The following is a 13475-nucleotide window of genomic DNA, read 5'->3' on the forward strand; positions in this document are numbered from 1 at the left end:
CCTCCTCAGCTCGGGTCGGCTTCGATCCGACGGACCAGGTACTCGGTGATCTCCCGCCGGGCGGCGGTGCCGTCCGTGGTGGCGGGCAGGTTCGTGATGACGCGCGACAGCAGGGCTCGCAGCTCGGCGTTGCGCTGTGCGGCTTGAGCGACGTCGTAGCCGGCGGGTTCGGCCGCCGCCGGGATCCCGAGGTCGTGCGCGTGGCGGGTCAGCAACTGCGCCATGGTGGCGTTGTCGTTGATGTAGAAGGGAAGCAGCTCGGACCACGAACGGCCGATCTGCTTCAGCAGCCGCCGCACGTTGGCCAGGTTCTCGTGGGAGTCCCGGCTCAGCTCGGGGTCGCCTGCGACGTCGTCCAGCAGGCGCTGCGCACCGTGCAGCTGGTCTTCGATGGTCGGGCGCACGTCAGCTCCTTTCGGCGATCGCGGTCAGGAGGGTCCGCAGCACGCGTTGGGTCGGGCGGTACGGTTCGTCGCTGCGCTCGTCGAGGAAGGCCCGGAGCCCGCTGACCTGCATGACCACGGTTTTGAAGGTCGAGAAGACCACCCACCACTCCAGCGCCGTCTCGTCGACGTTGAGGCCGGTGGTCTCGCGGTAGTGGCGGACGAGATCGGCGCGTTCCCACACGCCCTCGATGAGGTGCTCGCGGCGACGCAGGGGCTGCACGACCCAGCCGAGATCTTCCAGCGGGTCGCCCAGGTGCGCGAGCTCCCAGTCGAGCAGCGCGGAAATGCTGTTGCCTTGCAGCAGGATGTTGCCGGGCTTGAAATCCGCGTGCACGAGCACGGTTCGCGACGACGCGGGAGCGTGCTCGCGCAGCCACGCGAGAGCAAGGTCCACTTCGGGCAGTGCTTCGAGCTGGTCCTGGCGCAGCACGGCCTCCCAGCGGTTCACCTCGGCCAGCGCCGCATGCTCGCCGGGATCTTCGAGCACGGCGCCGAGGCCGGTCGAGCGCCAGTCGACGGAGTGGACCTGGGCCAGCAGTTCGCAGAACCGTCGCGCCAGGTCGGTGCGTTCGGCGAGCGGGCGGTCACCGTTGACCACGCGGTAGTCGCAGTCGCCGGGCTCGCGGCGCATGATCAGCGACGGTTTGCCGAGCCACCGGCCGTCCGAGTCCAGCCAGCGGGCCCGCGGCGCCGGGAGCCCACTCGGTTCCAGGGCGCGCAGGACGGCGAACTCCGTGCTGCGGTCGGTGTCGACCAGGCCGCCTTCGGGGTCGCGGCGCAGGATCAGCGGCTCGCGTTCGTCCGTGGCGGGATCGACGAGGTCGAACACCCAGTTCTCCCGCGAGCGGCCGAGCCCGGCGCGGGTCAGGTCGACGATCTTCGGGGCCGAGCCGAGCTGCGCCGAGAGGAACTCGTGCAGCTGCTCGTCGAGCGTGCTGGTCATGGCGTCTCCCGCAGTGAGGAACGGTGGCCGGGGGCTGCGATGGCGATGAGGGCGTCGGCTCGCTCGGTGAGGCTTTTGCCGCGCAGATCGGCGATCCCGTGTTCGGTGACGACGACGTCGACATGGGACCGTGGTGTGGTGACGGCGCCGGCGTGCAAGCCACGCACGATGCGGGACCGGGTGCCGTCGCCCGTCGTGGCGGGGAGCATCACGACCGAACAGCCGTCCCGCGACTGCTGGGCCGCGCGCAGGTAGTCGGGCTGGCCGCCGATCCCGCCGACGTAGCCGGAGCCGAGCTCCTCCGCGTTGACCTGACCGGTGAGATCCACCTGCAGCGCGGAGTTCATCGCCACGAAGTGGTCGACGTCGGCGAACGCGCCCGGCCGTGACAGGTCCGAGACGGGTCGCACGAGCACCCCGGATTCGACCACCCACTCGTAGAGTTCCGCGGAGCCGGCGGCCTCGCAGATCGTCACGGTGCCCGGCTCGTCGCTCAGCGCGCCGGAGCGGGCGAGATCGAGCAGCCAGGAGCCGGCGAGCGTCGAGTGCACGCGCAGGTCGCGACGGGACTCCAGCGCCCGGCCGATCGCCGACGGCAGCGTGCCGACGCCGAGCTGGATCGTCGCGCCGTCGGGCACCAGGCCGGCGACGTGCCGCGCGATCGTTTCGTGCACCGGCCCGGTCGTGCCGGCTGTGATCGTCGGCATCGGCCGGGAGCTGGGCACGGTCGCCGTCAGCTGCGAGGAGTGCACGCGGGGCGCGCTCGTGTGCGGCAGGCGGTCGTTGACCTCGGCGACGACGGCGCGGGCGCGGCCGAGCAGGTCGTAGGTGTAGTCGACGGACAGACCGAGGCTGTGGTGCCCGGTTTCGTCGGCGCTCGACACCTGCAGCGCCACCACGATCTGCTCGGGGTTGCGGCTCGCGAGGGCGCGCGGGACGTCGCGGAAGTGACACGGGATCACGGAGACGGTGCCGTTCGCGGCGAGCCGGCCGAGCGGGCCCAGCGCGCCGAACGACACCAGCGGCAGCTCACGGGCGGCCGGGCCGGTGAGCGCGCTGCTGTGGCTGAGCCCGACGAACACCTCGACGTCGGGCGGGGCCGCCCGCACCAGCTGTTCGAGCAGGGGTGTCGGCTCGCCGGTGCCCTGCGCGACCACGACGAGATCGCCGGGTTTCAGGACGCCGGTGAGCCAGCTGTCGTCCGCGGTCACAGGACGACCACCGGCGTGACCGGGGTGGCCGTCGAGCCGACGAGCGGGATCGGGGCGAAGACGAACAGGAACGTCGACCGCGAATCGGCCGCCAGCGCGTCACCGAGCCCGGCCAGCTCGAGGTTTTCCAGCAGCGGCACGCCGTGCTGGTGCAGGAGCAGCAGGTGCGCGGGGAACCCGCTGGTCGCCGACTGCTGCTCCACGGCGTAGTTGTCCGCACCGACGAGCGCGACGTCGCGGTCGGCCAGCCAGCGCGCGGCTTCCTCGGTGATCCCAGGCTCGTCCGCGAAGTAGTCACCGCCGCGGTCCTGTGTTTCCAGCCAGCCGGTGCGGATCAGCACGGCGTCGCCGGTTTCGGGCGTGACACCGGTTTCCGCGATGCCCCGGCGCAGCTCGTCGACCCCGACGGGGGCGCTCGGCTCCAGCGGGCCGCCGGTCGCGGCCACCAGGTCCACGAGCACCCCGCGCGTCACGACCGGGAGCAGCTTTTCGGCACCGCAGCGCTGGGCGCCGCGCGTGGTCCGCGTCGAGGCCTGCGAGTGTCCATTGTAGATCTCCTCGCCCGTCCACGCGTGGGACAGCGAGTCGACGTGGGTGCCGCTGTGCGTCGGGAACTGCACGGTGTCCTCGGCGAACCGGAAGCCGCCCGGCGTGCGCGCACCCAGGGCGTAGTCGCCGGCGTCGCGGTTCATGAACCGCATCGGCCCCGGCCGGTGACGCGGCGACGCGGTGGCCGGGCCGAGCGGCTGAGCGAGGCCGATCGTGCGGCCCGACCGAACGAGCCCGGCCGCGCGGAGGGTGACGTCGGGGGTGACGAGGTTGAGCGCGCCGGCCTCGTCGCCGGTGCCCCAGCGGCCCCAGTTGCCCGTCATGGCGTGCCTGCTTTCAGCTTGTCCTGCACGAGTTTCTCCGCCTCATCGCGCAACGTCCGGCGGACGAGCTTGCCGGTGCCGGTCTTCGGCAGCCGGTCGACGATCGCCACCGCCCACGGCACCTTGTAGCCCGCGATGCGCTCCTTGCAGTGGGCGATCACCTCCTGCGCGGTGAGCTTTCCGCCGCGCGCCACGACGAACGCCACCACGACCTCGTCGCGGCTCGGGTGCGGCGCACCGAGCACCACGGCCTCGGCCACGTCCGGATGGCCCGACAGGAAGCTCTCGACCTCGGCCGGGGAGACGTTGATGCCCGAGGTCTTGATCATGTCGGTGATCCGGCCGATGAACGAGACCGTGCCCTCGGCGTTGACCACTCCGCGGTCGCCGGTGCGAAACCAGCCGTCGCCGGTGAAGGCGTCCGCGTTGGCCTCGTCGTCGTTGAGGTAGCCCGGCGTCAGGCGGCCGCGCACCTGAAGTTCCCCCGGCTGGCCCGCGGGCAGCAGCGCGCCGGTTTCCTGGTCGGCCACCCGGATCTCGACGCCGGTCAGCGGCTCGCCCTGCGTGCTCAGGCGCGTCCCGAGCGGCATGCGGTGGTCGGTGACGCAGCAGTTGCCGTAGGTCTCGGTCGAGCCGTAGACGTTGCACATCTCGCTGATGCCCAGCTGCGTGATCGCGCGCTCGACTTCTTCGGGGCGGCCGATGGTCAGCCCGGTGCGCAGCGACTCCACCGCCCGCACGTGCTCCGCCGGTCCGTTGGCGAGCGCGTCGACCATGGCGGGCAACAGGTACGCGGCCGTCACACGCTCCGCCGCCATCAGCTCGGCCGCGGTTCGGGGTTCGAACTGCTCCTGCAGCACGAAGCACGCCTGGTGCGTCATCGTGGCCATGAGCGCGTTGGCGCAGCCGAAACTCCAGAACAGCGGGGAGCCGAACCACACGCGGTCGTCGGCGGACAGACCCATGCGCTCGCCGATGTGGAAGCCGTTGAGGATCAGGTCGCGGTGGCACAGCGGGACGGCCTTGGGGTTCTTCGTCGAACCCGAGGTGTAGAGCACGAACGCGGGTTCACCGGGCTCGGGTTTCGCCGGGGTGGCCGGCGGCTTCGGCAGATCGGCCCACGCCAGCGCCCCGTCCGGCACGTCGTCGCCGAGCACGACGACGTGCCTCAGCTCCGGGAACACCTCCCCCGGCTTCCCCAGGTCCGGTACCAGTTTCCGCAGCTCGCCGACGAGGTCGTTGCCCCGTACCCGGTCCACCATCACCAGCACCGACGCTTTCGAGCTGGTCAGCAGGTACTCGATGTCGTAGGCCTTGACCCACGTGTTGAACGCGTCGACCCGTGCCCCGGCCGCCATCGCCCCGAACGCCACCGGCACCCACGCGGCATCGTTCGGCGCCAGCAGCGCGACGACGTCCCCTTCGCCGACGCCGATCCCCTGCAACGCCCTGCGCGCGTAGTCCATTCGCTCGTTCAGCTGCGCGTACGTCAGCCGCACGCCGCCGACCACGAACGCCTCCCGCCCCGGCACGGCCGCGGCACCCGCGCGCAGCAGGTCGGGCAGGGTCTCGGCAGCAGGCGTCGTGGTCATCGGCGACATCATCGTCACTTTCGTAATCTCGAATCGAAATTCGTATATCCGTAAGCTACCGGCCGCGCGCCGAGAGAGTCAAGACGATCGGCAGCTGCGGCGAGAGCCCGCTGCGGGCACGACAACGCCGGCCCCGGAACCACCGCTGGGTACCAACGGGTTCGCAGGGCCACGACGAAGTCCGGCGACAGCCGGTATCTCACGCCCGGGGCGGGCCTGCGATTCCGCGGGCGATGACGTCGTCGGCGTCCACACCGGACTCCGCGAGCAGGGCGCGCGTGTGCTGGCCCAGCGCGGGAACGTCGCCCATGCGGGCTTCGACGTCGGCGAAGGTCGCGGGTGGCAGCAGGGCGTCGATCTCGGCGAACTCGGTGCCGACCTTGCGCCAGCGGTCGCGGGCGCGCAGCTGGGGGTGGTCGACGACCTGGCCGACTTCCTTGAGCTGGGCGGCGGGAACGCCGGCCGCGGCGAGGCGCTCGTCGAGCTCGGCGTTGGTCCAGCGGGCGGTGTGAGCGGCGACTGCGGCGTCGCAGGCGGTGCGGTGGGCGACGCGGTCGACGTTGGTGGTGAACCGCGGGTCGTCGGCGAGTTCGGGCGCGTCGAGTACCGCGGTGACCAGGGTGCGCCAGCCGCTGTCGTTCTGGACGCCGATCAGCATCTGGCCGTCGCTGGTCGGGAAAGCGTCGTACGGGGCGATCGAGCTGTGGCTCAGCCCCATGCGGGCGGGCTGGGTGCCGGCGTACATCTGCGTGTACAGCGCGTAACCCATCCACTCGACGGTGGCCTCCAGCATCGAGACCTCGATGGTGGCGCCCTCGCCGGTGCGCCAGCGGCGCAGCAGCGCGGCCAGCACGGCCTGCGAGCAGTACATGCCCGACGCGATGTCGGCGGTCGGGATGCCGGTCTTCGCCGGCGTCTCGGGCGTGCCGGTGATGGCGATGAGCCCGGCCTCGGCCTGGATGAGCATGTCGTAGGCCTTGCGCTGCTCCATCGGCCCGCCGGCGCCGAAGCCGGACACGTTCACCACGACCAGTTCCGGGTGCTCGGCGCGCAGATCACCGAACCCGAGGCGGTCGGCGGCACCAGGAGCGAGGTTCTGCACGAACACGTCCGCGCCGGCGACGAGCCGGCGCGCGATGTCGCGGCCCTCCGGCACTTTCAGGTCGAGAGCGATCGACTCCTTGCCCCGGTTGAGCCACACGAAATGCGCCCCGGTGCCGTGGACGACGTGGTCGTAGCCGCGCGCGAAGTCGCCACCGTCGATGCGCTCGATCTTGATCACGCGGGCACCGAGGTCGGCGAGGTTGCGGGTGGCCAGAGGAGCGGCGACGGCCTGCTCGACGGCGACGACGGTGACCCCTTCGAGCGGGCGCGTCACGACTGCTTCTTCTTCTCGGCGCGCACGAGCCCGCCGCCGACGATGAGCCGCTGGATTTCGCTGGTCCCCTCGTAGAGCCGCATGAGCCGCACGTCGCGGTAGATGCGCTCGACCGGGATCTCGCGCAGGTAGCCGCTGCCGCCGTGGATCTGCACCGCCAGGTCGGCGGTCTTGCCGGCCATCTCGGTGCAGAACAGCTTCGCCGCCGACGGCGCGATCCGGCGGTCCTCCCCCGTCACGTACAGGCGCGCGGCCTCACGGGCCAGCGCCCGGCCGGCGAGCACGCCCGTCTGCTGGTCGGCGATCATCGCCTGCACCAGCTGGAAGTCCCCGATCACCGTGCCGCCCTGGGTCGCGGTGGCGGCATAGGAGACCGACTCGTCGAGCGCCCGTTGCGCGGCCCCGACGGCCAGCCCGGCCATGTGGACGCGGCCGCGGGCCAGCGACGTCATCGCGGCCTTGTACCCGACCTCGCCGTCTCCGCCGACCAGGGCCTCAGGGCCGACGCGGACCCCCGTGAAGGTGACTTCCGCGGTGCGCGAGCCCTCCTGCCCCATCTTGGCGTCCTTCGGGCCGACCGTGATTCCCGGCGCGTCGGCCGGCACGAGGAAGACGGCGATGCCCGTGCCGGACTCCGACGCCGGCCGCGTGCGGGCGAACACGACGAACAGGCCGGCCTCGGTGGCGTTGGTGATGAACTGCTTGCCGCCGTCGATGACCCACCCGTCGCCGTCCGGCTCGGCGGCGGTGCGCAGGCCCGCCGGGTTCGACCCGGCGCCGGGTTCGGTGAGCGCGAACGAGGCGACGATCTCGCCGGAGGCGATGCCCGGCAACCACCGCGCGCGCTGCTCCTCGGTGCCGAACCCGACCAGGACCTGGCCCGCGATGCCGTTGTTCGTGCCGAACATCGAGCGCAGGGACAGCGACGTGTACCCCAGCGCCATGGCGACCTCGACGTCCTGCACGAGATCGAGGCCGAGCCCGCCCCACTCCTGCGGGATCGCGTACCCGAACAACCCCATCTCGGCGGCTTGGGCCCGAAGATCGGCGGGAATGGCGTCCGTGGTCATGATCTCGGCCTCGCGGGGCATCACGCGGGTGCGCACGAAGTCGTTGATCTGACCGAGGACGGCCGCGAACACGTCGTCGGGGACGTCGGGGTTGCCCAGGTACATGGCGATCAGTATCCGCCGAGCGGCCGCACATCGCCCAGCCCCGCCCAGCCGCACGATTCCGTTTCACCGATCGTCCACATGACGAGAACGGCGTCCCGCTCACTGAGAAGCTGAGCTAAGCTCACGATGTGACGTCCTACACCCATGGTCACCAGGAATCCGTGCTCCGCTCACACCGTTGGCGGACCGCCGAAAACTCGTGCGCGTACCTCCTGCCCCGGCTCGCGCCCGGGCAGGCGCTGCTCGACATCGGCAGCGGACCCGGGACGATCACCGCCGACCTCGCCGCACTGGTCGCTCCGGGCCGGGTCACCGGCGTCGAGATCACCGAGGCGGCCCGCCGGCTCGGCGAAGCAGAGGCCACCCGGCGCGGCCTGGGCAACGTCGAGTTCGTGGTCGGCGACGTCCACGCGCTCGACTTCCCCGACGACAGCTTCGACGTCGTCCACGCCCACCAGGTGCTGCAGCACGTCGCCGACCCGGTGCGGGCCCTGCGCGAAATGCGCCGCGTGTGCCGCCCCGGCGGTCTCGTCGCCGCGCGCGACGCCGACTACCAGGCCTTCACCTGGCACCCCGCGGACGCGGCGCTCGACCGCTGGCTCGAGCTCTACCGCCGAGCCTTCCGCGCCAACGGCAGCGAGCCCGACGCCGGCCGGCGGCTGCTCACCTGGGCCCACGCCGCGGGCTTCACCGACGTTGTCCCGTCGTCCGCCACGTGGTGCTTCGCCACACCCGAAGACCGCGCCTACTGGGGCGGCATGTGGGCCGACCGCGTCCTGAACTCCGACACCACCACCCAGATCCTCCGCGACGGCCTCGCGCAGCCGGCCGAACTGGAGGAGATCTCCACGGCGTGGCGCCGCTGGGTCGACGACCCCGACGGCTGGTTTTCCGCGCTGCACGGCGAAATCGTGGCCGTCGCGTAAAGTCCGCGCGAGAAATCAGATTTCGTCGACCTGATACGCGACCACACTCGCGGGCACGAGCAGCGCGCCGTTGCATTCCGCGGTCGCCGGGCCGAATCCATACGGGACGAAATCACCCGCCGCTAACCAGAACGCGTTTCCGCTCGCACAGTGGGCGATCACGCGGTAACCGTGACCTTCACCGGGCAGGCACGAGACACTGATGCCCTGTCCGAAAAAAATGCTGTACCGCTCCCCGAAACAGCTCGCCGGCGCGAACTGGTCACCGCTCGCCGCCGCGGGAACGGCGGACAGACCGAGCAAAGAAAACAACACCGCGGCAAGAACAAGCAACTTCCGACGCACAATTCCTCCCAGGCACGAGGATCTCGACCTTTTCCAGCGTAGAAGCGCGGGAGAATTACCGGCAATTCATCGGGCGAGTGAGCGAAAGCCAGCGGAACGTCACAGCGCTGCTCCATTGGAGCCGGCCCGGGCACCCACCGGACACGTCCGCGCGACGGCCCGACACACCGCGCAGAACTCAGGACCGCTTCGCCGCCGGCGCCCGGGGAGGCTCAGGACGTGGCCCTGCTCCCGGCGTTCGCCGCCTTGACACTGACGACGGCGTCGAGGTAATCGGCGATCGCGTCCCGGTTGCGGGTCAGGAACTCGATGCGTTCGGTCAGCCGGTCCTGCTCGCGATGCAGGGTGGTGATCATCTCGGGGGTCACGTCGGGGACGTAGATGGTCTGCGGCTTGTCCAGGCACGGCAGGAGCTGTTCGATGATGCGGGTCGGCAGCCCCGCGTCGAGCAGCCCCTTGATCTGCCGGACGACGTCGACGTGCGACTCGGTGTACTCGCGGTACCCGTTGTCGCCGCGGCTGGGCGCGAGCAGGCCCTATTCCTCGTAGTAGCGCAGCAGCCGGGTGGAGACGCCCGTGCGCTCCGCGAGCTCACCGATCCTCATGTGTCCGAGACTACATTGACCTTCACACCGATGTGAATGTTCAGACTCGGTCCTGTCCGGACAATCACGACTCGCTCGGAGAACTGCCATGAAGCTCGGACTCCGCCTGCCCCAACGACTGGGTGTGGACCTGCGGCACGACGTGGTCGAAGCGGCCCGCACGGCGGAAGCGGCCGGTTACGCCGGCTTGTGGACCTACGAACGGCTGCTCTTCCCGGAGAAGCCCCTCGAACCGTACGCGGTGCCGAACACGCCGTGGCCCGCCGCGTCGCGGCAGGCCGCCGACCCCCTGGCCGTGCTCACCGCCGCCGCGGTGGTGACCAGCACGGTGCGCCTCGGCACGTCCGTCCTGGTCGCCCCGCTCCACCTGCCCATCCAGCTGGCGAAGGAGCTGGCCACGGTCGACCAGCTCAGCGGCGGCCGCGTGATCGCGGGCCTGAGCACCGGCTGGTCCACCGACGAGCTCCAGGCCGCCGGCACCACCCGCGCCGACCGCGGCCGCATCCTCGACGAGACCCTCGACGTCTTCGACGCCGCGTGGGGCCCCGACCCGGTGACTTTCCGCGGCGCTCGCACGGTCATCGACAACGCGGCGGTCCTGCCCAAGCCCGTGTCGAAGATCCCCGTCATGCTGGGCGGCGGTGGCGACTCCCGCGCCCTGCGGCGCATCGCCGAGCGCGCCGACGGCTGGCTGCCGCTGCTCACCACTCCCGGCCCGGCCGGCGCCGCCGAACTGCGCACCGGCTGGGACCGCATCCGGGAACTGGCCACCGACCACGGCCGCGACGCGAGCCGGATGGAGATGGTCGTGGTCGGCAACGTCACCTTCACCGACCGCCCGGCCGGCCCCGACCGCACCGCGTTCGTCGGCACCCTCGACCAGATCCTGGAAGACGTCCACACGGCCGCCGAGGCGGGCGCGGACGAGCTCATCGTGGACCTGAACCTGCAGGACTGGTTCACCAGCACCCGGCAGATGCTCGAGACCGCCGTGGAAATCCGCGACCGGGCCGACGTCTGACCGACGTCTGACCGGCGTCGCAACCGGTTCCGCCGCCAACGCCTGACCAGCGCCGGAGCCCTCAGTTCACGTTGTACAGCCGCGCGAGCGTCGCCATGTCCTCCTGTCCGAGTCCGGCCGACTGGGCCCGGTGCACGACCTCGACGGCGGTCCGCACCGTCGGGCTCTGCCGCGCCGGGTCGGGAACCGCGTCGAGGAACAGCTCGAGGTCCTTGCGCACCAGGTCCACCGCGAAGGCCACCGGGGGGTTGGTCTCGGACAGGAAGGCGTCGCGCTTGTAGCGCACGAACGGGGCGGCGATGGCGGACTCGCCGATCGTGTCGTAGGCCGTGCGCAGGTCGATGCCCGCGCGCGTCGCGGTGCCGAGGACCTCGCCGAGGGTGGCGTTGAAGGTGTGCAGCAGGGCGTTGACGCACAGCTTCAACGTCGAGGCGGTGCCGACCGGTCCGATGTGGATGGTCCGCCCGCCCAGGAACCGCAGCACCGGTGCGGCCGCGGACAAGTCCTCTGCCGCACCGCCGAACATGATCGTCAACGACCCGGCGCGGGCCGCGCCGACCGACCCGGAAACCGGGGCCTCGGCGAACCGGATCCCGTGTCCGGCCAGGGTTTCCGCCACTTCGCGCGCGATCGTCGGCCCGGAGGTGCCCATGTCCAGCACCAGCGCGTTCTCGGCGAGCGCGTCGACGACTCCGGTGAGCACGGCCCGCAAGGCCGGCCCGTCGGCGAGCATGGCGATCACCACGTCGGCCCCGGTCACGGCGTCGGCCGCGGAGGGCGCGACCCGGTCCGGCGCGATCCCGGCTCGCCGCGCGCGTTCCGGATGGCGGTTCCAGCCGACGACGTCGACGCCGCTGTCGACCAGCCGCAGGAGCAGCTGCGAGCCCATCGCGCCCAGGCCCAGCACCGCGACCTTCACGAGCGCCTCCCCGGGTCGATGAGGACCTTTCCGTCCACGCCCCCGGCGGCCAGCCGCTTGAGGCCGCGATCGGTGAGGTCGTCGAGCCCGATCACCGAGTCGAGCAGCTCGGCGCCGAGCACGCCGGCGGAAAGGATCTCCAACGCCGGCACCAGATCCGCTCCGCACACGTGCGCCACCGTCGACTCGACGGTGATCTCGCGCAGCACCAGGCCGAACAGGTCCACCGCGGGCGCCTGCTTGGGCAGGCCGACGGCGAGGATCCGCCCGCCGTCGGTGACCATCCGCAGCGCGTTCTCGAACTGCCCCGGCGCGCCGCTGGCCTCGATGACCACGTCGGCGCCACGCCCACCGGTCAGCTCCCGCACCGCCTCGACGACGTCGCCCGCCGCGTCCACGGTCCGGGTGGCGCCGAGCCGCGCGGCCCGCTCCAGCTTGTCGCCGGCGAAGTCGACGACGGTGACGTCGGCGTCGTCCAGGTGCCGCAGCCCGGCCAGGACGAAGGAGCCGATGGCACCGGCCCCGATGATCACCACGGAGTCACCCGGGCGGACGCCCGCCCGCCGCGCGGCGTGCAGGCCGACGGCCAGCGGCTGCGCCAGCCCGGCGTGGTCGAGGGGAACCCCGGCCGGGATCGGCCGGAGCATGCCGGCGGGAGCGGCGACGTACTCCGCGAGCCCGCCGGGGGCGTTGAGCCCGAGCGTGTAATACCGGCGGCACAGGTTGGTGCGGCCCTCACCGCAGCGATCGCACTGTCCACAAGAGACACCGGCGCCGGCGGCCACCAGATCGCCCGCGGCGAACCCCTCGCCGGCGTCCACGACCTCGCCGACGAACTCGTGGCCGATGATCATCGGACCGAGGTGCCCGCTGCCGGGGTGGCGCCGGGTGAGCGGCACCATCTTCGGGCCGGCCGCCCACTCCGTGGCGTCCGAACCGCAGATCCCGCTGCGCCGCACGGCGACGAGCACCTCGCCGTCGCGAAGCCGGGGCAACGGCACCTCTTCGATCCGGACGTCCTGGCGGCCGTGGTAGACGGCTGCCCGCATGGTCGGAGTCACCGCGCGGCCCTGAACTCGAGGTGCACCTTGATGTTCTTCGCCGTGTCGCGCGAGGCGGCGATCGCCGCCGCGGCCCGCTCCATGGGGAACCGGCCGGTCACCAGGTCGGACAGGTCGAGCCCGGCGCGGGCGAGGAACCGCAGCGTCTCCGGCCACACCCCCGGCGAACCGATGATGCCGCGGATGCTCAGCTCCTTCGACTGGATGAGACCCAGCGCGGCCGGCGCGCTGCCGCCCACGTCGATGCCGACGTACACGACCCGCGCGCCGTGCGCGGCGACCTCCAGCACGTCGGCCATCACCGACGGCCGCCCCGTCGCCTCGATCACCACGGTGCCACCGACGCCGCCGGTCGCCTCGGCCACCTGCTCCGCGATCGGCCCGGCCGTCGGGTCGAGCACGACCTCGGCGCCGAGCTTGCGCGCCGCCTCCGCGCGCCCGGGCGCGGGCTCGACGGTGATGGTGCGAGCGCCCAGCGCCGCGGCACCGGCGGTGACGCCGAGCCCGATCGGACCGGCGCCGAACACCACCACCGTGTCGCTGGCGTTGACATTGCCCGCCTTCATCAGCGCGTGGTAACCGCAGCTGAACGGCTCCACGAGCGCGCCGTCGGTGAACGACAGCGAATCCGGCAGCCGGTGCAGCCACGCGGGCTTGGCGACGAAGAACTCCGCCGCCGCGCCGCTGATCGAGAAGCCGAAGTGGTCGTCGCCGATCACGCACTCGCCCACCACGCGGTCACCGGGCGCGAACTCCGTGACGTCGGCGCCGGTTTCGACGATCTCGCCGGACCACTCGTGGCCCGGGATCACCGGGTAGGAGAACGGGATGATGTACCGGCCTTCGAGCAGCTCGATGTCGGAGTGGCAGATGCCGACCGAGCGGGCCGCGACGAGCACCTCGTCGGCGGCGATCCGCGGCACCTCCAACTCGTCGACGGACACCGTGTCCGCCGCGGTGAACCTCAGGGCTTTCATGATC

The 13475-nt window shown here is 71.7% G+C and carries 13 protein-coding genes and 1 pseudogene; 2 read left to right on the forward strand and 12 right to left on the reverse strand.

The window, feature by feature from the left end; all coding sequences use genetic code 11:
* Positions 1-5 precede the first annotated feature (5 nt).
* The 7 genes from AB0M56_RS22010 to AB0M56_RS22040 form a co-directional block, all read right to left on the reverse strand.
* On the reverse strand, positions 6-404 hold the full coding sequence (locus AB0M56_RS22010; protein WP_364179033.1) for a hypothetical protein: 399 nt from the start codon (positions 402-404) through the stop codon (positions 6-8).
* A 1-nt stretch (position 405) separates the two neighbouring features.
* Positions 406-1389 carry a phosphotransferase family protein gene (locus AB0M56_RS22015; protein WP_364179035.1) on the reverse strand — a complete coding sequence of 328 codons (984 nt, stop codon included), beginning with the start codon at positions 1387-1389 and terminating at the stop codon, positions 406-408.
* Positions 1386-2600, reverse strand: a complete 1215-nt coding sequence (locus tag AB0M56_RS22020; RefSeq protein ID WP_364179036.1) for an acetyl-CoA hydrolase/transferase C-terminal domain-containing protein — start codon at positions 2598-2600, stop codon at positions 1386-1388. The genes AB0M56_RS22015 and AB0M56_RS22020 overlap by 4 nt, the downstream gene beginning before the upstream one ends.
* A complete protein-coding gene (locus AB0M56_RS22025; protein WP_364179038.1) occupies positions 2597-3472 on the reverse strand; it encodes a cyclase family protein in 876 nt (291 codons plus the stop codon). The genes AB0M56_RS22020 and AB0M56_RS22025 overlap by 4 nt, the downstream gene beginning before the upstream one ends.
* The gene (locus AB0M56_RS22030) at positions 3469-5064 is read right to left on the reverse strand and encodes a class I adenylate-forming enzyme family protein (RefSeq protein WP_364179040.1); all 1596 of its coding nucleotides are present in this window, start codon (positions 5062-5064) and stop codon (positions 3469-3471) included. Before AB0M56_RS22030 ends, AB0M56_RS22025 begins: the two co-directional genes overlap by 4 nt.
* Positions 5065-5263: 199 nt before the next feature.
* Positions 5264-6442, reverse strand: a complete 1179-nt coding sequence (locus AB0M56_RS22035; RefSeq protein ID WP_364179042.1) for a CaiB/BaiF CoA-transferase family protein — start codon at positions 6440-6442, stop codon at positions 5264-5266.
* Positions 6439-7617: an acyl-CoA dehydrogenase family protein gene (locus tag AB0M56_RS22040; RefSeq protein WP_364179044.1), complete on the reverse strand. Its 1179-nt coding sequence runs from the start codon at positions 7615-7617 to the stop codon at positions 6439-6441. The genes AB0M56_RS22035 and AB0M56_RS22040 overlap by 4 nt, the downstream gene beginning before the upstream one ends.
* A gap of 128 nt (positions 7618-7745) precedes the next feature.
* On the opposite strand from AB0M56_RS22040, the gene AB0M56_RS22045 reads away from it, so the two are divergent.
* Positions 7746-8543 (forward strand): methyltransferase domain-containing protein, encoded by a 798-nt coding sequence (locus tag AB0M56_RS22045; RefSeq protein WP_364179046.1) that lies wholly within the window; start codon positions 7746-7748, stop codon positions 8541-8543.
* Between the two features lie 15 nt (positions 8544-8558).
* Here the strand turns inward: AB0M56_RS22045 and AB0M56_RS22050 are convergent, their stop codons facing one another.
* Positions 8559-8888, reverse strand: a complete 330-nt coding sequence (locus AB0M56_RS22050) for a hypothetical protein (protein WP_364179048.1) — start codon at positions 8886-8888, stop codon at positions 8559-8561.
* Between the two features lie 212 nt (positions 8889-9100).
* A pseudogene (locus tag AB0M56_RS22055) lies at positions 9101-9493 on the reverse strand (MerR family transcriptional regulator).
* 88 nt (positions 9494-9581) lie between these two features.
* On the opposite strand from AB0M56_RS22055, the gene AB0M56_RS22060 reads away from it, so the two are divergent.
* A complete protein-coding gene (locus AB0M56_RS22060; protein WP_364179050.1) occupies positions 9582-10514 on the forward strand; it encodes an LLM class F420-dependent oxidoreductase in 933 nt (310 codons plus the stop codon).
* 61 nt (positions 10515-10575) lie between these two features.
* Here the strand turns inward: AB0M56_RS22060 and AB0M56_RS22065 are convergent, their stop codons facing one another.
* Genes AB0M56_RS22065 through AB0M56_RS22075 form a run of 3 tightly spaced genes read right to left on the reverse strand, consistent with a single transcriptional unit; the run spans position 10576 to position 13471 of the window.
* On the reverse strand, positions 10576-11433 hold the full coding sequence (locus tag AB0M56_RS22065; protein WP_364179052.1) for an NAD(P)-dependent oxidoreductase: 858 nt from the start codon (positions 11431-11433) through the stop codon (positions 10576-10578).
* Positions 11430-12482: an alcohol dehydrogenase catalytic domain-containing protein gene (locus AB0M56_RS22070; RefSeq protein ID WP_364179054.1), complete on the reverse strand. Its 1053-nt coding sequence runs from the start codon at positions 12480-12482 to the stop codon at positions 11430-11432. Before AB0M56_RS22070 ends, AB0M56_RS22065 begins: the two co-directional genes overlap by 4 nt.
* Positions 12483-12490: 8 nt before the next feature.
* Positions 12491-13471, reverse strand: a complete 981-nt coding sequence (locus AB0M56_RS22075; protein ID WP_364179056.1) for a zinc-binding dehydrogenase — start codon at positions 13469-13471, stop codon at positions 12491-12493.
* Positions 13472-13475: the final 4 nt, after the last annotated feature.

This window comes from Amycolatopsis sp. NPDC051372, from assembly GCF_040682095.1.
GTDB lineage: Bacteria > Actinomycetota > Actinomycetes > Mycobacteriales > Pseudonocardiaceae > Amycolatopsis.